Source organism: Koromonas humicola, assembly GCF_059726255.1.
On record NZ_AP040873.1, the window covers coordinates 2,949,745 to 2,969,975 of the forward strand.

Annotated in this window: 23 protein-coding genes; 3 read left to right on the forward strand and 20 right to left on the reverse strand. The window is 55.2% G+C overall.

All coding sequences use genetic code 11. The features are described from left to right. Positions 1 to 50: 50 nt before the first annotated feature. Both AC6IZD_RS12850 and AC6IZD_RS12855 read right to left on the reverse strand, forming a co-directional pair. The gene (locus AC6IZD_RS12850; protein ID WP_497783713.1) at positions 51 to 1,631 is read right to left on the reverse strand and encodes a recombinase family protein; all 1,581 of its coding nucleotides are present in this window, start codon (positions 1,629 to 1,631) and stop codon (positions 51 to 53) included. Between the two features lie 74 nt (positions 1,632 to 1,705). After that, the gene (locus AC6IZD_RS12855; protein WP_497783714.1) at positions 1,706 to 1,999 is read right to left on the reverse strand and encodes a hypothetical protein; all 294 of its coding nucleotides are present in this window, start codon (positions 1,997 to 1,999) and stop codon (positions 1,706 to 1,708) included. A 409-nt stretch (positions 2,000 to 2,408) separates the two neighbouring features. Between AC6IZD_RS12855 and AC6IZD_RS12860 the strand changes: the two genes are divergently transcribed. Next, complete coding sequence (locus AC6IZD_RS12860; RefSeq protein ID WP_497783715.1) at positions 2,409 to 2,963, forward strand: hypothetical protein; 555 nt, start codon at positions 2,409 to 2,411, stop codon at positions 2,961 to 2,963. Between the two features lie 367 nt (positions 2,964 to 3,330). On the opposite strand, the gene AC6IZD_RS12865 is transcribed toward AC6IZD_RS12860, so the two are convergent. Both AC6IZD_RS12865 and AC6IZD_RS12870 read right to left on the reverse strand, forming a co-directional pair. Next, a complete protein-coding gene (locus AC6IZD_RS12865; protein ID WP_497783716.1) occupies positions 3,331 to 3,864 on the reverse strand; it encodes an SRPBCC family protein in 534 nt (177 codons plus the stop codon). Then, on the reverse strand, positions 3,845 to 4,195 hold the full coding sequence (locus AC6IZD_RS12870) for an ArsR/SmtB family transcription factor (protein ID WP_497783717.1): 351 nt from the start codon (positions 4,193 to 4,195) through the stop codon (positions 3,845 to 3,847). The genes AC6IZD_RS12865 and AC6IZD_RS12870 overlap by 20 nt, the downstream gene beginning before the upstream one ends. A gap of 152 nt (positions 4,196 to 4,347) precedes the next feature. Here AC6IZD_RS12870 and AC6IZD_RS12875 point away from each other — a divergent pair, with 152 nt between their 5' ends. Further along, positions 4,348 to 4,893: a DinB family protein gene (locus tag AC6IZD_RS12875; RefSeq protein ID WP_497783718.1), complete on the forward strand. Its 546-nt coding sequence runs from the start codon at positions 4,348 to 4,350 to the stop codon at positions 4,891 to 4,893. Between the two features lie 45 nt (positions 4,894 to 4,938). Here AC6IZD_RS12875 and AC6IZD_RS12880 read toward each other — a convergent pair whose 3' ends face one another. From AC6IZD_RS12880 to AC6IZD_RS12950, 15 genes are all read right to left on the reverse strand, one after another. Continuing rightward, the gene (locus AC6IZD_RS12880; RefSeq protein WP_497783719.1) at positions 4,939 to 5,433 is read right to left on the reverse strand and encodes a hypothetical protein; all 495 of its coding nucleotides are present in this window, start codon (positions 5,431 to 5,433) and stop codon (positions 4,939 to 4,941) included. Between the two features lie 154 nt (positions 5,434 to 5,587). Further along, the gene (locus AC6IZD_RS12885) at positions 5,588 to 6,157 is read right to left on the reverse strand and encodes an energy transducer TonB family protein (RefSeq protein ID WP_497783720.1); all 570 of its coding nucleotides are present in this window, start codon (positions 6,155 to 6,157) and stop codon (positions 5,588 to 5,590) included. 256 nt (positions 6,158 to 6,413) lie between these two features. Further along, on the reverse strand, positions 6,414 to 7,349 hold the full coding sequence (panE, locus tag AC6IZD_RS12890) for a 2-dehydropantoate 2-reductase (RefSeq protein WP_497783721.1): 936 nt from the start codon (positions 7,347 to 7,349) through the stop codon (positions 6,414 to 6,416). A 117-nt stretch (positions 7,350 to 7,466) separates the two neighbouring features. Continuing rightward, on the reverse strand, positions 7,467 to 8,210 hold the full coding sequence (locus AC6IZD_RS12895; protein ID WP_497783722.1) for a ZIP family metal transporter: 744 nt from the start codon (positions 8,208 to 8,210) through the stop codon (positions 7,467 to 7,469). Positions 8,211 to 8,213: 3 nt separating this feature from the next. Continuing rightward, positions 8,214 to 9,299 carry a redox-regulated ATPase YchF gene (gene ychF, locus AC6IZD_RS12900; RefSeq protein WP_497783723.1) on the reverse strand — a complete coding sequence of 362 codons (1,086 nt, stop codon included), beginning with the start codon at positions 9,297 to 9,299 and terminating at the stop codon, positions 8,214 to 8,216. A 173-nt stretch (positions 9,300 to 9,472) separates the two neighbouring features. After that, a complete protein-coding gene (locus AC6IZD_RS12905; RefSeq protein WP_497783724.1) occupies positions 9,473 to 9,964 on the reverse strand; it encodes a DUF4149 domain-containing protein in 492 nt (163 codons plus the stop codon). A 23-nt stretch (positions 9,965 to 9,987) separates the two neighbouring features. Further along, positions 9,988 to 10,944 (reverse strand): AAA family ATPase, encoded by a 957-nt coding sequence (locus tag AC6IZD_RS12910; protein ID WP_497783725.1) that lies wholly within the window; start codon positions 10,942 to 10,944, stop codon positions 9,988 to 9,990. A 66-nt stretch (positions 10,945 to 11,010) separates the two neighbouring features. Then, positions 11,011 to 11,874, reverse strand: a complete 864-nt coding sequence (gene htpX, locus AC6IZD_RS12915; protein WP_497783726.1) for a zinc metalloprotease HtpX — start codon at positions 11,872 to 11,874, stop codon at positions 11,011 to 11,013. Positions 11,875 to 11,971: 97 nt separating this feature from the next. Then, the gene (locus AC6IZD_RS12920) at positions 11,972 to 12,406 is read right to left on the reverse strand and encodes a hypothetical protein (RefSeq protein ID WP_497783727.1); all 435 of its coding nucleotides are present in this window, start codon (positions 12,404 to 12,406) and stop codon (positions 11,972 to 11,974) included. A 92-nt stretch (positions 12,407 to 12,498) separates the two neighbouring features. Then, the gene (locus AC6IZD_RS12925) at positions 12,499 to 13,794 is read right to left on the reverse strand and encodes a carboxypeptidase regulatory-like domain-containing protein (protein ID WP_497783728.1); all 1,296 of its coding nucleotides are present in this window, start codon (positions 13,792 to 13,794) and stop codon (positions 12,499 to 12,501) included. Beyond that, on the reverse strand, positions 13,794 to 14,138 hold the full coding sequence (locus AC6IZD_RS12930) for a hypothetical protein (protein ID WP_497783729.1): 345 nt from the start codon (positions 14,136 to 14,138) through the stop codon (positions 13,794 to 13,796). The genes AC6IZD_RS12925 and AC6IZD_RS12930 overlap by 1 nt, the downstream gene beginning before the upstream one ends. Next, a complete protein-coding gene (locus tag AC6IZD_RS12935; RefSeq protein ID WP_497783730.1) occupies positions 14,135 to 14,635 on the reverse strand; it encodes a cytochrome c-type biogenesis protein in 501 nt (166 codons plus the stop codon). The genes AC6IZD_RS12930 and AC6IZD_RS12935 overlap by 4 nt, the downstream gene beginning before the upstream one ends. Continuing rightward, on the reverse strand, positions 14,635 to 16,695 hold the full coding sequence (locus tag AC6IZD_RS12940) for a heme lyase CcmF/NrfE family subunit (protein ID WP_497783731.1): 2,061 nt from the start codon (positions 16,693 to 16,695) through the stop codon (positions 14,635 to 14,637). The genes AC6IZD_RS12935 and AC6IZD_RS12940 overlap by 1 nt, the downstream gene beginning before the upstream one ends. Positions 16,696 to 16,950: 255 nt before the next feature. Continuing rightward, the gene (locus AC6IZD_RS12945) at positions 16,951 to 17,304 is read right to left on the reverse strand and encodes a response regulator (RefSeq protein WP_497783732.1); all 354 of its coding nucleotides are present in this window, start codon (positions 17,302 to 17,304) and stop codon (positions 16,951 to 16,953) included. Between the two features lie 20 nt (positions 17,305 to 17,324). Then, positions 17,325 to 17,624 carry a DUF2934 domain-containing protein gene (locus AC6IZD_RS12950; RefSeq protein WP_497783733.1) on the reverse strand — a complete coding sequence of 100 codons (300 nt, stop codon included), beginning with the start codon at positions 17,622 to 17,624 and terminating at the stop codon, positions 17,325 to 17,327. A gap of 262 nt (positions 17,625 to 17,886) precedes the next feature. Here AC6IZD_RS12950 and AC6IZD_RS12955 point away from each other — a divergent pair, with 262 nt between their 5' ends. After that, complete coding sequence (locus AC6IZD_RS12955) at positions 17,887 to 18,204, forward strand: hypothetical protein (protein WP_497783734.1); 318 nt, start codon at positions 17,887 to 17,889, stop codon at positions 18,202 to 18,204. Between the two features lie 65 nt (positions 18,205 to 18,269). Here the strand turns inward: AC6IZD_RS12955 and AC6IZD_RS12960 are convergent, their stop codons facing one another. Beyond that, positions 18,270 to 20,153, reverse strand: a complete 1,884-nt coding sequence (locus tag AC6IZD_RS12960) for a CocE/NonD family hydrolase (protein WP_497783735.1) — start codon at positions 20,151 to 20,153, stop codon at positions 18,270 to 18,272. Between the last annotated feature and the right edge of the window lie 78 nt (positions 20,154 to 20,231).

Genomic DNA, 20,231 nt, shown 5'->3' on the forward strand with positions numbered 1-20,231 from the left:
GGGGCAACAAAAAGCGAATAAAAGGAGAATCGCTCAATGTTCACAATAGCCTAGACATACCCCCTTGTTCCCGGTAGCGCTACCATCGCCTCTACTTCGCCTGTTTCTTCCTGTAAAACATTGAACATAGGGTTAGTTGCGGTGGTTCGATAAGAACCATCGGCATAACTCACGCCCTGAGGAAATAGAACCTGTTGTAGCCGTTGGCGAAGTTCTAGGCTCCCTTGATTCCAAGTCCCAGCGGCATTGATGAGCAGGTTCTCGGCAAAATCCAGCAGTTCTTCGATTTCCAGTTCATCCTGCCGAGCGTCATTGACCTTCATTTCAAGAGTCAAGATGTCCTGTTCAAGTTCTTCCTTCATGTGGCGATAGTCATCTTCGCCGAGCGCACCACGGTAAACATAGGCTTCATTCAGCTTCCACTTGTCTTCACGCCGTTGCCTGAGTTCACGCTCAAGGTTATCCCGCAGCACAAGCGAATCGTTGAACTTTGCCTTGTATGTGCAGATAACGCTCTCCCTGAATACCTTGACGTAATTGGGATTGGGACGGAGTTTTTGTAGATATGCAACGAAGTCACCTTCCAGACGTTCCTTTGCGACGCTCACTCGCGAATCGCATTTCTTGTTCTGGCAGTTGTAGTACGCATACTTCTCGCCAGTACGACTTGTCGAATTGCTGCCCGTCAGAGGCTTTCCACAAGAGCCGCAAAGGACGAAATGACGAAGAGGAAAGTCTGGATGGGCGCGTTGGCGCGGCGCAATGGATGGTCGCCTACCTGCGAGAAGATGTTGTACCTTGTCGAACACATCTTCAGGAACAATCGCATCGAAAGTGCCTCTCTCAGCGAAACGCCAGTCAGTTCCCGCGCCTCCTTTTGTCCCCTGAACAACGATGCGACCCGCATAAAGCGGATTCGACAGCATCCTGCGGAACGTCTCCGTGCTCAGACGCTTTCCATTCCACGTCCTGAGTCCCCGGTCGTTCACCCACTCAAGTACAGCTTGTCGCTTATGTGCTCCCGTCGCATATCGCTCGAACGCCTCACGAATGAGTGCAGCGCGGTCTGGGTCGAGCGCGATGGTCTTTACTCCACGAACTTTGACGTTCTGGTATCCGAGCGGTGCCTTGAACGTCCATGCGCCTTGACGTAGGCGCGTTGCCATCCCTGTGACGCTACGTTCCTTCCTCACGGCGTTGTCATACTCGGACTCGCCAGAGAGGATGGTTTCTAGGAATCTCTCTTCTGGACGCTCTCCAATGCCCTGTGTGGCCGACCTGAGTTTGATGTCCCAGCCACCAAGCATACGCCTGAGTCCCGAATGGTCTTCTGCGTTTCGTGCGAACCGCTTTACGTCATAGACAACGAAGTAGGAAGGGCGCGGTCTAGCTTCACGACAATAGCGTAGTGCCTCTGCCAACTGCGTTCGGTCTGCCGTCTTCGCGCTCTCGCCTTCTTCGCGAAACACCTTTAACACGCGCCAACCGTTGCGCTCACAGAACTCCGTGCAGATACGCTCTTGTGTCTCCAAACTGGCGTTCTCAACTTGTCGTCCACTAGAAACGCGGGTATATATCAATGCGTATTCGCATGTGAGCGGTGTTCTCTCCGGTGTTGCGGTGCGTGGCATAGATTTCTCCGGTGCAAGAAGGGGACACGCCCCAGAGGCGCATCCCCGATTCTCTGGATTACAACCTACCTCTGCTAGGCAATCGCCCAAACTGGCGCGGATACCTCTAGCATTGGCGTTGGCTGCTCGACAGCAGCGGTCTTACGCTGCCTTCTTTGCTCCACGAGTGCGAATACGACGACATCAGCTAGGGCCATAGAGCCATCGGTTATGTTTTCCAACTGGGCATTGCTAAGTGTGCAATCGTCGCCCAGTAATTCTCTAACCTTGTCGCTGCTCAATCGCTTCGACTCGTTATGGTTGAAACGTCCCTCTATCACCTGTGCTTGCACAGCAGTGCGGGGACGCACCCGCCGCAACGAGGACATTAGTTCTGGGTGTCCTCACTCGGCAGGTAGTTTCCTGCTTTAGGCATTACCAGCAACATACCACCTGTGACACAAGTGGTTCAATCCCCTAGAATCTAGAGTTTTGCACAGTGTGCAGTCGGTCTGATTTCCGAGGAGGTACGAATCGGTGCGCTGAGGAAGCTCTCAGAAACGATTTCGTACCAAATCACTTCCGCGTTACCCTTGTAAGCTGTTGAAAACACGGACTCGTGGAAATGCGGAAGTACGAACTTGAGCCTATTTTTACGCATAAATGTGACGGTAAGTTATTTATTTACTAAAGGATACAAGGAAATCGAAAAACGTGGACATCGTAAAATCCGGTAATTGTCTTGCGTATGACCCGAATTTCAGCAATTTTCAATTCGTCCGGTGTCCAATACAAAGTATGCGACAAAGAAAGGTCTCCTATCTGTCCTTCGCGGTAGCAGTCTCAGTGTTGTTGCTCTCGACAGCGGCGTACCCACAGGTTTCGACCGCGAACCCATACCCAAACGAACTCAAGCATTTCACGTTCTATCGTCGCCATCTTGCTCCCTTACGACCTTACCTATCTGAAAAGGGCGAAGTCATTCAGCGTCTTGGCTCTGACCAAGGGGCAAACTTCGCAGGGTGGCGAATCGCCGTGTACTGGGTGGGGGAATACAAGTCGAACACTGCTAACGGTCACCTTTGGAAAGAAGACATCACTGGCAAACTGGCGAGTTTACAACTGATACCGACAAGTCCCGTCTCGATGAAGAATGTGCGATTTCCAGCAGCGTTTCGCCATTCGGTCGGGGGAGTCTCTGAAATCAACGTATCTTGCGACATCTACACTGACCCCTTCGGACTGCAATACTGGGTCTATTCGCAGGACTCGAAGGTTACGAAGAAAGGCGACCTGATGAGGGTTGTTTACGGGCCGAGCGATAGCACCAGAAAGCAGGTGGAAGGAGAGTAGGGGGAAACCTGTTGACACTGTCTGCGCCACTATCAAACTTGCGTGACACCTACGCATGGAGTGCAGGTTCGATTGCGCCCTACCATGACCTGCCACTGCATACTTTGCAGTCCACATGGTTCCATACAATGTGGGTAGTATCAGGAGCACTCGCCAGCACTCAGCAGCCGCGCCATTCGTGCTCCCCAGCCGCTAGATACGGGCTACTCAAGCGAATTTGCGAAGCATTTCCATGCAGTTTAGCCACCTAAGCACTTGGTTCCAGTTGGAACACAGGTGGGCCCACCCGCATTGATAAACAAAGCCGCCGAAAGGGCGGCTTTGTACTTTGCAGGTGCGTGGAGAACACTCAGATCGCAAAAGAAGCTTATGCCGACCTCTCGCCCACACTCGCTTCCAAATCGACGAGAAGCTGATCCAACTGCTCAAATTGCACGGGGTACCCGCTGGTGCTTCCGGAGGCGATCCCTTCGTCGAGCGCTTCTTTTGAAGGATAGAGGTCGTGCAGGACCACGACGGTCTCACCAGCGTTTTCTTCGAAGGTCACTGTCGTGACGGCGCCGGGTTCCTCCCCTTCGTCGTTCGTCCAAACGATGCGCTTGGGCGGAATCACCTCGACGTAGCGACCAAAGAAAGGCATTTGTTCCCCGGTCGAGGGATGGCGGAAGACCAGACGGTACTTGCCCCCTGTACGGACATCAAGCTCGCAGGAAAGTAAGGAGACTCCGAATGACTTCGGCGCCCACCACCGCTGGAACAGTTCTGGTTTCGTCCAGGCACTGAAAACCACATGTGCCGGGCCGTTGAAGATTCGAGTGACGACGAGTTCACGATCAGACTTGCGTTCCACGGTCGTGTTGTTCTTGGTCGCGTTGGTGTCGTTATCTTTTCTTTTGTCCATGGGGTTTCTCCTTCTGTTTTAATTCCTCGACGATCTTGTCTAGTTCATCAAAGCGTTCGGCCCACAGCTGCCGATATCTCTCTATCCATTCCGCCTCTTTGTCCAGCGTGTGCAGGCCGAGCCTGCAGGTCCGCACACGCCCGACCTTTTCTGTCGTGACGAGCCCCGCTTGCTCGAGGACGCCGACGTGCTTCTTCATCCCTGTCAGGGTCATGTGGAATTTTTCGGCAAGGGCGGTGATCGATGCGTCCTCGCGTACGAGCTGTTCCAGAACGCCGCGCCGGGTGGGATCCGAGATCGCGGCGAAGGTGGCATCGAGAATGGGCTCCATATACTGAACCATGTGGTTCAGTATATGACAGGACGCGGCGATATGCAAGGGGCTCAGCGCGCACCTGGCTGCCCGAAGTCAGCGGGGGCGCGAGCGCCCTTTCGTTTGTCCAGTTTGTCCAACTTTGGGCACCTTTTCTGTTTCGATCAAACATGTCTGTAACTCATACTGACCAGATGAGCGTGCGCGAGAGATTTGTTGTCGAATCAATTCAGATCAAGGTGGAGGAACAGGTTGAACGAACGGAACATCTGATTGGGCTGGTGCCGCCGGGTAAGGCGCAGTGGAGTCCTGAGTGGGGCGAGAACTCGTGTGATCTGGGGCATCTGCTGGGGCACTTGCTGGAGTGTCTTGCAGGATTCTGTGCGGTGTTTAACGCGATGTTTCCAGGGCGGCTGGAAGGGGTGGAAGAGCTTCGCGGGCAGAAGGTGAATCATTGTTGTGCGCCAGCAGAGGCGCTGGCTCGCTTGGGGGCTTATGCAAAGGTGATCAGGCGAGGATTCGCGCTTTGCGCCGATGAGGACTTAAGACGCGAGCTTCCGACGGTATTTGCGGCCGCCGAATCGTTGGCGACGTTACTGCTCGGGAATTTGGAGCACCTGATCAATCACAAGTATCAGCTCTTTGCGTATCTGAAAATTTTGGGAGTTCCGGTCAGCACACGAGATCTGTACCAGTTTCGTGGCGAGGGCCGTTGAATTTCAGGACCGCGCGAGACGCTGAAGCGCGGTCCTGAATGTCGTTTACGACGTAGACTGCGACATGTCTGTTTCGGCTTGAGACTTTGCCTTTTTGGCTTCGGCTTTGGCGTTGGCTTCAGGTTTGAGAGTTTGGATGGCCTTGCCGAGCGACTCAGAATTGGCACCGGTCATCTTCGATTTCAGGTCGGAGAACGGAATATTCAGATTATGAGAAACATGAACGGCGGCAACGCATTCGCCTAAATTCTTGAATCCGGAACAGGCTTGCTGGGCTGTCATGCCGCTTGGAAGCAGTTTCTCAATGTTTGACGAGAGTTTAGGGCTCTTGGTCAGCGCGGTATCGGGCGCTTGTTTCGAAAAGGAGGCCGTCGAGGGCTGGACCCCGCTGTTCGCATGCCCAGAGGACATTGCCGACCCCGTGCTGCTCATGTGTCCAGTGCCTGCTCCCATGCTCGCGCCACGACCCGCGCCATGCTGAGCGAATGCCGATGTGCAAAGCCCCACTGCAAGGATTACTACTCCTGCCCAATCCTTCATTTGCATATCTCCAACGTGAAATTGACAACAGTGGCACGTGGCTAGAACCCAGAGCGCCTGGAAGAGTTTCGCGAGTTTTTGAATTTTATTGAACGCTGTCTCGAGGCAAAACAGAAAAGAAGGCAGCAGTCGTTCTGGTGCCCAAGGAAATTAATTACCCAGGAAAATGGAAGCGTAACTGGCGATGAGTGGCAATGGCATATCCATTGACCTTCGCCGGGACAAAGATCCAGCGGCGGAGTGTTTCCATGATGTTTTCTTCGACACCGTTGCCAACAGCTTGTAGTACTTTGACCTGCGAGATCGAGCCCTGATCGTCGATGACGACGTCGAGCACCAGATCCTTGCCACGAAGGGCCTCGGGGATGTTGCTGTGAAGAATCGGCGGGTCAGGGGTAAACACCGGCAGCGCCTTCTTGATGGTGTGGTGGAACATGTAGATGGTGCCGGGTGTGGAATTCATGCGCCACGAGGGAAATGGCACGACTCCCTGAGTGTCGTCACCCTCGGAGTTCTCACCGTCGGACTTACTGGCCATTTCGTCCGCATTAGGTTCAGTCTCGGTGGTTTTGGTAACTTCCTCGAGTTTTGGTTTTGAGAGGTCGGCGCTTTCCGCTTCTGGCGCGGGCTCGGACGGTGCAGGCGTGACGGTCTCTTTTTGGAAGTAGATCGGAGTGACGTTTCGCGCGCTTACTGTGGTGTGACGGAAGGAAGCTCCCGCCATCCTTGGATACGGGAGAGTGCAAAGCAGTATTAGCGCCGCAGATTGCAGTCCGAAAGAGAAGACAAACGACCAGGTTTGCTTTGAATTAGGTTTGCCATCAACGCACGTAAACATAGAGAGATACGGGGCAGTATAGGCCGCTCACTTCGTTCAAGAAATCAGAGCTTTGCCTTAACGCCGTTCGAGGTAAATACATTAACGATTATTGATCAGTGTACCGCGATCAGGGCTGTCGAGTGAATCCGGATTTCTCCAATCATTCCTTGCCAGCCTCGCGCGACCGTCGAACCTCATAAGACTTGAGGTGAGCATATGCGATTCGAAGCATCGGGCTGGCAATTCCCTTTTCAGCTCCACGTCGCAAGAGGTCGCCAATCATGTGATCGGCTTCAGTACGGCCCTGTCGCTCGATATCACGGAACATCGAAGCTGCCAATCCGGACCCTGGGGAGGTAAGCAGCTTTTCGCTCTGGCGAAGTGATGCATCGCTCGGCGGCTGTTCGTGAGCCGTGGCGATGGAAGCGCATTCAGCGAGGATCGTGGAAGCAAGGTCGGCGGCGCCCGCTGTGACAATATCTCCAACCGGTGCGCGCATCAGGGAGGTAATGCTCGCCAGCGAGGCGATGAATACCCATTTTTCCCACATGTCCTGAAGGATGTCGTTGCTGAGGCGCGCTGTGAAGCGAACCGCTGAGAACGCTGACGCAATGGCCTGAATGCGTTCGGAATTGCTTCCGTCTCGCTCACCGTAGGTAATGACGTGAAAGTCGTTTAAATGCGCGATCCGTCCGCCCGGTTCTAAAACGGTCGAGATCATAGCCAGTCCGCCAATCACTCGATCTGCGCCAAACTGCTTATCCAAGACGTCCAGATGACGAAGTCCGTTCAGAAGCGGGAGGATCACCGTGTTCGGGCCCACAGCGGGCGCAAACGAGGCGATCGCATCATCGAGGTCGAATGCCTTGCAACTGAGCAGAACCAGATCGAATGGTGGCTTGAGGTCCTGCGCCAGAACAATGGAAGGGTTCGGGATGTGAACGTTTCCGCATGGGCTCAGAATCTGTAGGCCGGAGCTTGCCAATGCCGCGGCCCGGCGGGGCCGAACAAGAAAAGTCACGTCCTGCTTTGCTTCCACCAATCTTCCACCGAAGTATCCGCCGATGGCCCCGGCACCGACCACAAGGATGCGCATAGTCCGACCTCTTAGCGTAAGTTGTCAGTTCTAAGATCAATTGCGAAGTCAGAAGGATTCAAGCTTTACGTGTCGCGCAACCCGGAGCGAAACTCGTCCGCTCCGGCGCGCGGTTATTTAGACGTGAACGTGGAACAGATGATCTAGACAGAACAGCATGGCCACTCCCACGAAGAGCAGGAGAGGCATCCTGATCCCGGGCTCACGGTTGACTTCGGGCACGATGTCGGAGGCGGCGACGTATATGGTGACTCCAGCGGAAATTGGCAGCCCAACGGCCACTCCATGTCGAACCATTACCATGCTTAGCACCCCGAGCAGGGTTCCACCACCGAGCACAATAGATGAGGAAAAGGCTCGTAGCGCGCTGCTTCCACTCGCAAGCATCACCGAGGAAACGGTAAATCCCTCAGGGACCTTGTGGAGGAAGATCGCGATGAACACAATCCAACCTAACCAGTTCGACACCAGAAAGCCGGAGGTAATCGCAATTCCGTCGAAGAATGCGTGGATCACTAACCCGAAGACGACAGTGACGCTCTTGTGTTCCGAGACAAACTCGTCGTGATGGGTCTCTTCTCCAAAATGGAAGTGCCCGGAAACGACGTGCTCGCAAAAATGGATGATCAGGTAGCCCAATAGGACCAGGAAGCCGGCCCGTCCACCGCTGCCCCCCTCCAGTCCCACTGATGCGGGTACCATCTCGGTTATGGCAGTGGCGAGCATGAACCCCGCCCCAAGCGCCATGAAATATTTCAGATAGCGTTGCTCCCACTCGCGGCGAGCAAGCAGCGCACCTCCAGCAATGTTGGCGGCCCCGGCTGTAAGTCCCAGAACGACACTAAGCGCGATAGGTGTCATCGGTTAGCCGCTATGCCGGATGTGAAGAACATCGCCATCTTGCACGATGTATTCCTTGCCTTCCAGGCGCAACTTTCCAGCTGCGCGAGCGGCTGATTCTGACCCGAGTTCCAGAAGGGTATCCCAGTGAATTGTTTCGGCGCGAATGAAATGCTTTTGGAGATCGGTGTGAATGGCACCTGCGGCGTCCTGCGCCCGGGTATTTTTCTCGATTGTCCAGGCACGGCACTCATCTTCACCAACAGTGAAGAACGAGATGAGGCCAAGCAGTTCGTAGCTCTTTCGTATCAGGCGCGAAAGACCGCTTTCCGTAAGTCCGTAGCTGCCCAAGAACTCAGCCGATTCTTCATCACTCATTTCAGCGAGTTCAGCTTCGACTTTTCCGCAGATGGCGGTAACACCAGTATTCAGCTTCGTGGTGTATTGGGTCAGGTTGTACTTCCCTACGGCCGCTTCGAGATCGGTTCCAAGCGTGGTGCTCTCGCTGATGTTTAGGACGTAGAGGATCGGCTTCTCGGAGAGGAACATGAAGCCGCGCACGATCTTCTTCTCCTCTTTCGTCATCTCCATCTCGCGTAATGGGCGCTCAGTCTCAAGAAATGCCTTGGCGCGGATCAGAAGCTCGTTTTCCTTCTCAAGCTCAGGGGTCTTGCGCTTGAGCAGATCCTTCTTCATACGTTCGAGACGCGATTCGACCTGTGCGAGATCGCTCACCATGAGGTCGAATTCGACGTTTGAAATGTCACGAACCGGATCGAGAGTTCCGCCAACGTGCGGGATGGCATCGTCTTCAAACACGCGCACAACGTGCATTAGAGCATCGACCGTGCGAAGGTTGGCGAGATAGGCGGATTCCTTCAACGCCTCTTGCCCGATGGCACCCATGTCGGCGAACTCAACCTGTGCATGCACCAGTTTGCGAGGATTGCATTGTGCGGCCAGCCGGTCGAGTCGATCGTCTGGCACAGTCGCGATTCCGATATGCGCTTCGCGCGGATTGGAGCTGCGGTTGGAGACGTCCGCCTTCGTAAGTATCTTGAACAGCGAAGTTTTGCCTACCTGGGGCAGGCCAATAATTCCAGTCTTCATAGGGATGATGGTCGATTCCGTTTCACGATTCGCGCCGGACGAGACGGCTTGCGTTACAAATTGGCGCGACAACAAGGCCCACAGATGAACGCGTCCTCATCCATGATAAACGAGAGAAGGGATTACGAGCTGAGCCTTGTGAAAAGACGTGTTTTGATTTGCAAAGGAGAGGCTCAGTAGCGCCTCGCACTCAAACTCTGCTCGTGAGCAACCAGCAACAGCAGCACGAGTCCACAAACGAAAACAGTCCCCTCCATGCGGGTGGACCACACGTGCAGGCGATTGAACTGTACCCGACGCGGGTCATCGTGCGGAACGTTGTCCACGACCACCATCTGATCGCGCAAGTGATTCATTCGCCGCTCCACACCGAAGTGAGCAAGCAGCGTGATTCCCAACATGGCGACAAGGAGCAGATCGCGCCCGTGAAATGCAGTGTCATCACGCTGCAACATCCCGAGCAGAATAGAAGTTAAGAGGAATACGACGCCGCAAATGATTCCGATCCAATGCAATTGATAGAGAGAACGAGTCACAACCATGCCGGCCAATTGCCGCGTCGGCAGAATTGAAAACAAAGCGGGCGCTACTACGGCAGCAAAAAAGAATATGGAGCCGAGCCACAAGGCGAGCGAGAGTAGCTTGAAAAAACGAAGAATGGTCACGAGCACTCCGAAATGAAAGCTGTTTATACGGGAACAGGAACGCTGTCCACGACTTCGCGCAAGATCTGCTCCGACTGTTCAGCTCGGCGCAGCGTTGAGGTGTAGCGCGCGCTAAACACAAGCCGATGTGCAAAGGTCGGAATCACCAAGCGCTTGAAGTCGTCAGGTGTGCAGTAGTTGCGCCCTTCGAGAAATGCCATCGATTGGGCCGCGTGGTAAAGCATGAGCGAGCCTCGGGGCGAAACGCCGAGCGAAAGCTGCTCATGTCGGCGAGTGCGCTCGACAATCGCGAGCGAGTAATCGATCAGCGAATCGTCAACACGTACAGCGGAAACTTCGTCCTGAAGCGCCAGAACGTCCTCCACCGAAAGCACTGGCTGCATGTCTTCGAGACGGGCAGCGCCTACCTTTCCGCGAAGAATCTCACGTTCACCCGCGGCTTCAGGGTAGCCCATGCGGGCGCGAATCAGAAAACGGTCGAGCTGAGACTCAGGAAGTGGGTAGGTGCCGTGGTGCTCCACAGGATTCTGAGTGGCTATTACCAAAAACGGATTCGGCAACGGGTGTGGATGGCCATCGACGGTCACCTGACGTTCGCTCATTGCTTCGAGCAACGCAGATTGCGTCTTGGGAGTGGTGCGATTGACCTCGTCAGCCAGCAGTATGTTCGTAAAAATAGGGCCGCGTTTGAACTCGAAACGCTCCTCTGAGGTCGAATACACGGAGATGCCGAGGACGTCGCTGGGAAGCATGTCGCTGGTGCACTGCACGCGACGAAAATCGCAGTCAATTGCACGTGCGAGTGCATGTGCCAAGGTCGTTTTTCCTACGCCGGGCACACCTTCGATGAGCAGGTGTCCACGCGCAAGAATTGCTACCAGGGCGAGTCGAACTACGTCATCTTTGCCACGAATGATTGAGCGCAGAGCGCGCTCCAGTTCAGCCGCGTGTTGAAGAGTGCTACCCGACGCCTGCGACATTACTCGATTGTATCTGCTCTGGATAGGCGGGCGAGAGCAAAACGCCCGCCTTCTCCGAGCTTTGTGTTAGAAGCTACTGGGCTGCATGTTCGTGAGCCGGGCGATGCGCTCAGCTGTCGGCGGGTGTGTCGAGAACAGATTGCCGAAGCTGATTCCGCCTAGTAGCGGCTGAATGATGTACATGTGTGCTGTTGCAGGTGAAGCCTGCAGCGGAACCCGCGTCGCGTAGCTTTCGATTTTGCGCAAAGCACTCGCAAGCGCATATGGGTTGCCGGTGAAGTGCGCGCCAGTGGCATCGGCCTGATATTCGCGTGAACGCGAGACCGCCATCTGGATGAGCATAGCCGCGAGCGGAGCAAGGATCATCATGGCCAGCGCCCCAATCGCTCCACCACCGCCTTCGCGATCGCGGTCGCGACCGCCACCACCGAACATGGCCGCGTACCCAGCCATGCGGGCCAGGATGGTCACAGCGCCAGCAAAGGTGGCCGCAATAGAGCTGATCAGGATGTCGCGGTTGCGAACATGCCCAAGTTCGTGAGCCAATACCCCTTCCAACTCGTCATCTGATAGCAAATCAAGAATGCCTGCGGTGACCGCCACGGAAGCATGCTCCGGGTTGCGGCCTGTTGCAAAAGCGTTGGGCGAGCCCGTTGGGATGACGTAGATCTTCGGCATAGGAAGGCCGCTCTTGGCGCAGAGGCGCTCCACAATCTGGTACACGCGAGGAAGTTCTTCGCGTGACACAGCTTGGGCGCCGCTGGAAAGAATGGCCAGCTTATCGCTGAAAAAGTACGAGAAGAAGTTCATCGCACCGGCCAGGCAAAGAGCCATCACGGCACCATGTTGCCCGCCAAGCGCCTGCCCCACCATGACAAGGAACACCGTCATCGCGGTGAGCAAAAATGCGGTTTTGAGATTGTTTCCCATGGCTGTCTATGTAGATGCTACCCCAATGCGGTTAGACGCGCCAATGAACCGAAGGCGAGCAACCGCATCGGGAGCGGCAACCTGGGATAAGCCTAGATCAGGCGGCGGAGTCTCGGTACCAGCGCCTTTCTTCTTGTTCGCGCTCTTCGGTGTAGTTCGTGAAGCCGGACGCCAGGGTACCAGTAATCGCCGTCGCTTCAAAGAAGCGGGACTGCGCATCATCATCAAAGCCCATCAGGTTGGGAATGGCGGCGGAAATTCCAGCAAGGCCAGCATCGATTCGCCCGTGCGTCTCAAAGCTCATGGCAGAAACCAGTCCTCCGGGATAGTCCGTGAACACCGCATTCAGGAGTGTCCCCGCACCGCACAGGATGGCTGATAATGCTGCCCTCTTATGATTGCGCCAGAATAGAGCACCTGCGGTGAACAGTAGAGCTGCAACGGAGTAATCCACCACAGCATGCGTCCGAGGGCCAAGTACTTTTGGCAGACGATTGGAGACGATAGATGCACCTTTGTGCAGCAGGGCCATGTCAATTGATCCTCTGCCATTCAAGATGCGTACTCAGGGCGAGACGTTGGGCGGGAATCCAGGCCCACGGCAACGCAAGTGAGCCTGAATAGCTATGCTTTTCTAGTGCGAGATAGCGCGCGCTGAAGTGTTTGCTCCAGCGCGGATCGAGCCTTGTCGTACTCCTCGGGCGAAAGCTTGCCTTGCTGACGCTCGACTTCAAGTTCGAACAGCTCTTCTTTCAGCGCTGCAAGAAGCAAGTTGCCCTGCGTAGGTGATGGCGCCGACGCGACTGCGACTGGGGCGCGAGTTGATGCTTGAGCTAGGGCAGGATTGGATGATGCTGCCGCATCTTCTTCGGCTTCGGCCTGCTTCGTGCGCTCATGAGTCCAGATTCCGCCTCCGATGAGCACCGTTAGCAATAGACCAAGAATGTACCAGCGATATTTTGCAAGTGCATCCGGTGCATCAATGGGCTTGCCAAGTCCACCTCCCGGACGATTGTCGTTTGCAGCGCCGCCACCCATCGCCCCTCCTCCTTGGCTGGGAGATGCGTCAGCTTGCTCGTCCTGTATGGTGCCCGTGCCGGATACCGAATAGCTGAGATCCTGACCGGCCCTGGCCTTCAGACTGACCTGAACGTTGCTGCCCGGCTGGTTGGTCATCGCTTGGAACTGCTTGCCGTCTCTGGCGGCGAAGGTCATGGTTGTAGGAAGAACTAGGACGTAGTGATCGAAATCCCGTGTGAGGGCAGGAGTCACTGAAAGCTTGCCGCTATAAGGCAGGTGGTACGAGACCTGAAAGCGCGTCTCGCCGGGCTTGAGCGGATACGAGAAAGTATAGTGATTCTTCTGTTTCCCGGGACTCGTCGTCGTGCTGATGGGCTGCCCGTTGGGGCCTTGCGCGTCTGCACCGTCAATCTGCGCTCCATCAGGAAGTACGAACTCGAAGGTGGCCGGAGCTGCGAGAGTTTTCGGCGGATTGCTTGCGTTTCGAATGGCAAACAGCTCTATGCCCTGCAACGTGGAACCCTCGGTCTGGAACCGGACCACGTCGGCAGCGCCGCTGATTCCTTCCACCGAAGTTGCGGCCTCATAGACGCTTACATCGACGTTTGTCGATCCGGGCGGCAACATCTTGAAGTAATTCACGCCACCCCGCTCTGCGCGCACAAGTCGCGGTCCCTGGGCAGCGGGAGCTTCAATCTTGAACTTTCCTTGTGCGTCCGTTTTCGCCGTTCCTAGCTCGGCCATTCCAGCTGTAGGATCGACAAGCGCAACACTGGCCCCAGCAGCGGGTTTCCCCGTGGTCGCGTTAGTGACGGTGCCCGAAACGCTATCCGCAAAGGACGCAGTAGCCAACAGAACCAAGGTAGCAAGTACAGACGTGAGGCGAGTGAATTTGCGCATCAGGCATGCACCTCGCGGCGGTGGCCGGTTTCCTGCTCAAGCTGTTCGATTTCGGCGAGGATGTTTGCGGCTTCCTGCTCCATAGAGTCGCGCATAGAACTGAAATCCGCTTCGCTGAGCTTCCCTGCTTTGTATTCGAAATTCAGGTCGCGAAGATTCTCGAACGTTTGCTCCTTGCGCTCATAGAGGAACGAGAGCCGCGTCTTCTCCTCGGCATGTTCGGCGCGCGAGGGCTTGAAGACAAAAGCAAACATCAGTACAGCAATGGCAACGCATACGAGAATGAGGAAGCTAGTGCCGGTACCATCCGGCGGAGTGGCCTGCATTTGAAGCATTGCTATCAAAGCGTTGTCTCCTCGCGTGCGCGGCGTCGAAACTCATCGATTTCGCCGGGAGCAGAACCTGCGGAACCCGCAGAGGTAGGCGGAGTTGGCGGGGTGCGTCGTTTCCAGGCACGAACGACCAAGATGACGGCAGCGAGCGCGGCAATGAAGATGACAACTGGCATGATCCATGCCACGCGATTGAAGCCGGTAGTAGTAGGTGCCGAGAGCACAGTGGGTCCGTATTTCGCGACAAAACCGGCAAGGACTACGTCATCGCTGTCACCGCGATCCATGGAAAGCTTGAGTTCGCGGCGCATCTCTTCGGAGGTGGAACAGCCGACGTGGTTGCACTCAAGCAGTACCTGTCCGCAGCCGCACTGGCACATCAGATTATGTCCGAGGCGGTCAAAGCGCTGGCCAGTGCGATCTCCCGAAGCGCCCATCAAAACGAGTGCGCTCGCGATGAGCAACATCAGCGTCCAGCGGTGCAGCGTGTTGCGCAGGAACGTGTTCATCAGTCCGATCCGGCCTCCACCGGCGCACGACTTTCGACGACTCGATCGACAGTGGCAAGCGAGCGTTCACGAGAAGGTTCCTGTTTGCGCTTGGCCTGCATGTTCGGGAACAGGGCAATTATGGTGCCGATCAATATGAAATGCGCTCCCGCCCAGATCCACCAGACCAGCGGATTGAGATGGGCTTTGATGATTGGCCGTCCATTCTCAGGATTCTTGCCCGTATAGACCAGGTAGAGGTCTTCCATAACGGTGGAGCGATTGGCAACGATGGTGGCCGGCTGTCCGCTCGCTTTGTAGAATCGCTGCTCCGGGAACATGGTCGTGATCTGCTTCCCGTTCTTATAGATGTCGAGGATGGCCCATTCGCTCGAATAATTTGGCTTGTCGTCCTGCGTGTAGGAACGGCAGACGAGCGTGTAGGGACCGATGGACATCTTGTCACCGAAGCCCAGTTCCTGCTCGGTGTTCTGATAGAACGCGACTCCGGCAAAGCCGATCATGGTGACGATTACGCCGAAGTGCACGATGTACCCGCCGTAACGGCGCGTGTTTCGGCGAGTCAGCAGATACATGCCGTGGAAGATATTGCTGTTGTTGTGGCGCGCGATAACCCTTCCGCCGCGAATGAATTCGCTGAAGATAGTCGACGCAACCAGCACGGAAAGCATGATCGTCATCAGCGCGTAGAAGTAGCTGACATCTACCCAGGGCTTCATGCCACGGGCAGCCAGCACAACTCCAACAGCGATCGCGATCAGTGCGGGGACCAGGAAGTTCTTGCGAATACTTTCGGTCGAAGTCTTGCGCCAGGCAAGCAAGGGACCCACGGCGGTCAGCAACAGCAGGCAGAGCGCGATGGGAATGTTGACCTTATTGAAGAAAGGCGGGCCGACGGTGACCTTGTGCCCGGTAACCCATTCGCTCAACACCGGAAAGAGCGTTCCCCAGAGCACAGCGAATGCCGCCACGAGCAGCAAAACATTATTAAAAAGGAAGCTGGATTCGCGCGACACCAGTGACTCAAGCTTATGTTCGCTCTTCAGGTGCGAGTGGTTGCGAACGTAAAAATAGGTGCAGGCGGCGAAGGTCAGCGCCAGGAATACGACGAAGTACGGGCCAATGTCAGATTCGGCAAAGGCATGCACAGAACTGACTACGCCCGAGCGCGTGAGGAATGTGCCGAAAATCGCCAACAGGAAGGTGGAGAAGATCAACCACATATTCCACACCTTCATCATGCCGCGCTTTTCCTGCATCATCACGGAATGCAAGAACGCTGTGCCGGTGAGCCACGGCAGCAGCGATGCATTCTCAACAGGGTCCCATCCCCACCAGCCGCCCCAGCCCAGAACCTTGTAAGCCCAGTAGGAGCCGAGGAAAATACCGCAGGTCAGGAATAGCCATCCCACCATGGTCCAGCGGCGGGTGATGTGAATCCACTTCTCGCCGGGATAGCGCATGATGAGCGCGGCCAGAGCGAAGCTGAAAGGCACGGTCATGCCGACGTATCCGAGATAGAGCATGGGAGGGTGGATCACCATCTCGGGATATTGCAGCAGAGGGTTCAAGCCGTTGCCGTCGGGCGGGATAGTTCCCGCGACCAGAGCAAACGGGTGCGCGGCGAAGTTCACCAGCGCGAGGAAGAAGATCTGCACAGCGCTAATGATGACCGAGGCGTGCGCGACCAGACGGGTGTCGACCTTGTGCCGAATTCGCAACACCAAGCCATAAGTAGCCAGCAGCCAGCACCAAAACAGCAAAGAACCTTCCTGTCCGGACCAGAGCGCAGCAAACTTATAGGGCGCGGGCAAGGCGCGGTTGGAGTGGTGCAAAATGTAGGCTACCGAAAAGTCGTTATGAAACGCACAGTAGACCAGCACCGCGGAAGCGACAGTTACAGCCAGAAACACCGCGATTCCAGCACGACGGGCCGTTTCGCTGAGCCGATCATCGTTGCGCAACAGCGCAAACAATCCAGCGGCGAATGCGTAAACGCTTAATGCCAGCCCGAGCAGTAAAGTAAAGCTTCCAATTTGAGGCATTTTGGTGAGGGACAACAAATCTGGAGTTATTGTGCACGATAACTGGACTATGTCACAAGCCCAGTATCAAAGCGGAACCGCAATGAGTACGAGTGCAAATTCGACAAGCACGGAAAGGTATTAAGACGAAATCGATGCTGAACTAAGGTCTGATGACCTTATTCTGGGCAGGTCATCATAACGGAATCCTTATGGAAACCGAAAAATGAGACCTCCCGATTTTACTGAGTTCGCGAAAGCGAACTCTTTTTTATGACCGAGTTCTCCAGCTCACTTGCTTCCATCTTTCGACAGTGAGTTACGAACCGTTTGGATGAAGTCCTCGGGAGGAAATGGCTTCTGCTGGACATTGACGTTCAGCCCCACGTATTCATCCTCAATTCCAGGCATGCCGCTCAGAACCACGACCGGCATAGCAGGCTGTGTAACGCGCAGTTCGCGAACTAGTTCGGCCCCGGTGCGCCCAGGCAGGAAGTGGTCCGTCACGACCACGCCGATCTTGTCACCGAAACTGCGCAAGAAAGCGAGTGCGCTCTCGACGTTGGTTGCCACGTGCACGATGAACCCTGCATTGCGGAGAATAGCTTCCCTGATCCGCAACTGCACAGGATCGTCGTCAACCATTAATACTTGTAGCGGGTCCACTATGACTTGTACTTTGCGCGCACTTCGGCTTCTGCGCGATGCCAATCTGCCTCGTGAGAACCATGCTGCCCACCGCGTGCACAATAAAACTCATAGGCGCGACGACGAATTTCGTCATACAGGTCAGCAGCCGTGGGCTGGGGGGTACGAGCGGGCTTCGGCTCAGGAATGGGCTCCGGAGCCTTTTTAGCAATCTCCTCGGCAGCAGACTTCTTAGCTACCTTGGGCGTAGCGCTCTTTTTCGCAGAGGTCTTCTTTGCCGCAGCGGGTTTATCGGCAGATTTTTTCTCTTTCGCCATCCTTCGCAAATCTCCCAATATCAATTCAGGTCGATGAAGGCTCATCGGTCCTGCGTGTGTTAACTATAACGCGTGTTGACCTTGTCGCAAATTCTCGGCTGAAATTGGCTCAGATTCAAAATTCCACTAAGAAACGTCTACAGACTGACTCGGAAATGATCCTGTGCGCATTTGACATGCTACAAGGGCGTAAGTTCATCGTAGATCTGCGCTTCCAGTTGTGAGCGTTGTCATAGCGGCACAGCACCTAGGTGCTGTTATCATGACAATACAAGCGATCGAGTCGGCCCATGGGCGCGGCTTGGGCACGACCGAATCTAAACGTGGGGCGTCCTCAATGCAAAATCAACACGACCAGTACGTGGTATCGATCCAGGCGGAGCCTTGCCGCAAGAAGACCCGCTACCATTGGATGATCTGCTGGAAAAACAATCCCGATGAATTGATCTCGTGGGGGCATGCTCCGACGCAGGAACTTGCTGAAGCCGAAGCTCGCAACGAGGTTCGCGACCTGGAGGCTGGGATCACTGACGGCGGTCGCGTCCAAAGCACCAGCTATACAGCGATCCACCACTGCTGAAGTCCCAGCATAAAGATGTTGCATCCGGCACCCCTGTCACGAGTTACCGGATGCGGACGTTGTGGTTATTCCAGCACCTGCACCTCTATTCCAGACGCGTGACCGGGTTCGTGATAGATACGCTCTGTCGCCTTGTGGAAGTCCTCAGGCTTCGCCTTAGGAATATCGACAAAGGTCTGGGGGTTCAAGTCCACCAGCGGAAACCACGAACTCTGCACTTGGATCATGATGCGATGTCCACGCCGGAACGTGTGGTTGATGTCCGGCATGGTGAAATCGATTTCCTCCACCTTCCCCGGAGTGAACGCTTCAGGCTTTTCGACGCTGTGTCGGAACTTGCCGCGGAACGGCTCACCTCGGATTAACTGCTGCCAACCTGCCAAATCGGTCTCCGGGACAGGAACGTCCTTCAGTCCGCGTCTTTCGCGCTCCTCCACATCATGCTGCGGATAAACATCGATCAGCTTAACAACGAAATCCGAATCGGTCCCCGTCGTGGACACAAACAACTTCGGTGCAACCGGGCCAGCGATGGTGATGTCGTGTTCCAATGCATCGCTCTGGTAAACAAGCACGTCAGGACGCGTTGCAGCAAACCGCTGATCGCTCACCATGTATTCTGAGGGCACGTCGAAAGTCTGATATCCAACGAACGGCACAGGCTTGGACGGATCGCTTACGTATTCATCGAAGCTCTTCTCGCTGGGAGCCGTGAACGTAAGTTTGTTCCCCGCTTGCAAATACAGCATTCGTCTTGCCGCGTTGCGCGGAGGCCATGCATCGTACTTGCGCCAGACGTTCGTTCCCGTTTCAAAAACGTAGGCCTTCGGCAACTCCTCTGCGGTCTTGCCCTTCAGGTACTTCTCGAAGAACGGTAGCAAGATGTGAGCGCGGAAGAACTCGCCCGTGTTCTGAGCGAAGTCGGCGTTCCCGAGCTTGTGTCCATCAAGCCGCGCCCATCCACCATGAACCCATGGCCCCTCAACGAGCATGTTTGTCGTATCCGGATTCAGCCTGCTAACAGCACTGTAGAGCGACAGCGGTCCTTGAAGATCTTCAGCATCAAACCATCCACCGACGGTGAGAACGGCGCAATGCACGTTCTTCATGCGGGGAGCCAAATCGCGCTCCTTCCAAAAGCCGTCGAATGTCCAGTGGCTCAGTTGCTCGTTCCATAGCGGATTGGAGCCTTTGAGATACTTGCGATCCAATTCCGCTAGCGGTCCATTGCGGAGGAAGAAGTCATAGCCACTACTAGTGCCAAACTTCATCGGAGATCCGAACGACTCCGACGTGGGATTCTTCTGCGGGAAGAAGACCGTGTAAAAGTCGAAGTTCGCGGCCAGCATGAAAGCACCATTATGGTAGGCATCGTCTCCGTGATACAGGTTCACCATGGGTGCCTCGGGCGATGCAGCCTTGATTGCCGGATGCGAGTCGATGATGCTGGCAGCCGTGTAAAAGCCCGGATACGAGATTCCCCAGATACCGACCTTGCCGTTGTTGTTGGGAACATTCTTCAAGAGCCACTCGACGGTGTCGTACATATCCGTGGTCTCGTCCACATCCTTCGGCCCTTTGTTTTCCTTGTATGGAGACTCCTCTACAAACTTTCCCTCGCTCATGTTGCGGCCGCGGACATCCTGGGCGACGAATATGTAACCAGCATTCATCAGTTCGGTGGGGCCGAGACGCTGAGGATAGTTGTCCACTCCATACGGCCCGACGCCATATGGAGTGCGTGTCATCAGGAACGGCCAAGGTTGAGACTGATCTTTCGGCACATACACGGAGGTGAAGAGATGCACTCCGTCGCGCATCGGAATTCGATATTCATACTTCGTATAGTGCTGGCGGATGTCGAACGACGGGGCTTCCTGTCCAACTGCAATCGAGCACAACAACAATAAAGCAGAAAATAACGGGACGATTCCCAAGTGCTTGCGCAAAGTTCACCTCTTGCTTGTATTCGTTACGGATGACAATGGAAGAGCGGCCATTTACGGCCGCTCTGTTGCAGAGTATTG

What these genes read in the sequence shown, in the direction of transcription:
- AC6IZD_RS12850 (WP_497783713.1), bottom strand. Translation starts at nt 1,631, where the DNA reads ATGCCACGCACCGCAACACCGGAGAGAACACCGCTCACATGCGAATAC.
- AC6IZD_RS12855 (WP_497783714.1), bottom strand. Translation starts at nt 1,999, where the DNA reads ATGTCCTCGTTGCGGCGGGTGCGTCCCCGCACTGCTGTGCAAGCACAG.
- AC6IZD_RS12860 (WP_497783715.1), top strand. Translation starts at nt 2,409, where the DNA reads ATGCGACAAAGAAAGGTCTCCTATCTGTCCTTCGCGGTAGCAGTCTCA.
- AC6IZD_RS12865 (WP_497783716.1), bottom strand. Translation starts at nt 3,864, where the DNA reads ATGGACAAAAGAAAAGATAACGACACCAACGCGACCAAGAACAACACG.
- AC6IZD_RS12870 (WP_497783717.1), bottom strand. Translation starts at nt 4,195, where the DNA reads ATGGAGCCCATTCTCGATGCCACCTTCGCCGCGATCTCGGATCCCACC.
- AC6IZD_RS12875 (WP_497783718.1), top strand. Translation starts at nt 4,348, where the DNA reads ATGTCTGTAACTCATACTGACCAGATGAGCGTGCGCGAGAGATTTGTT.
- AC6IZD_RS12880 (WP_497783719.1), bottom strand. Translation starts at nt 5,433, where the DNA reads ATGAAGGATTGGGCAGGAGTAGTAATCCTTGCAGTGGGGCTTTGCACA.
- AC6IZD_RS12885 (WP_497783720.1), bottom strand. Translation starts at nt 6,157, where the DNA reads ATGGCGGGAGCTTCCTTCCGTCACACCACAGTAAGCGCGCGAAACGTC.
- panE (WP_497783721.1), bottom strand. Translation starts at nt 7,349, where the DNA reads ATGCGCATCCTTGTGGTCGGTGCCGGGGCCATCGGCGGATACTTCGGT.
- AC6IZD_RS12895 (WP_497783722.1), bottom strand. Translation starts at nt 8,210, where the DNA reads ATGACACCTATCGCGCTTAGTGTCGTTCTGGGACTTACAGCCGGGGCC.
- ychF (WP_497783723.1), bottom strand. Translation starts at nt 9,299, where the DNA reads ATGAAGACTGGAATTATTGGCCTGCCCCAGGTAGGCAAAACTTCGCTG.
- AC6IZD_RS12910 (WP_497783725.1), bottom strand. Translation starts at nt 10,944, where the DNA reads ATGTCGCAGGCGTCGGGTAGCACTCTTCAACACGCGGCTGAACTGGAG.
- htpX (WP_497783726.1), bottom strand. Translation starts at nt 11,874, where the DNA reads ATGGGAAACAATCTCAAAACCGCATTTTTGCTCACCGCGATGACGGTG.
- AC6IZD_RS12920 (WP_497783727.1), bottom strand. Translation starts at nt 12,406, where the DNA reads ATGGCCCTGCTGCACAAAGGTGCATCTATCGTCTCCAATCGTCTGCCA.
- AC6IZD_RS12925 (WP_497783728.1), bottom strand. Translation starts at nt 13,794, where the DNA reads ATGCGCAAATTCACTCGCCTCACGTCTGTACTTGCTACCTTGGTTCTG.
- AC6IZD_RS12935 (WP_497783730.1), bottom strand. Translation starts at nt 14,635, where the DNA reads ATGAACACGTTCCTGCGCAACACGCTGCACCGCTGGACGCTGATGTTG.
- AC6IZD_RS12945 (WP_497783732.1), bottom strand. Translation starts at nt 17,304, where the DNA reads ATGGTTGACGACGATCCTGTGCAGTTGCGGATCAGGGAAGCTATTCTC.
- AC6IZD_RS12950 (WP_497783733.1), bottom strand. Translation starts at nt 17,624, where the DNA reads ATGGCGAAAGAGAAAAAATCTGCCGATAAACCCGCTGCGGCAAAGAAG.
- AC6IZD_RS12955 (WP_497783734.1), top strand. Translation starts at nt 17,887, where the DNA reads ATGACAATACAAGCGATCGAGTCGGCCCATGGGCGCGGCTTGGGCACG.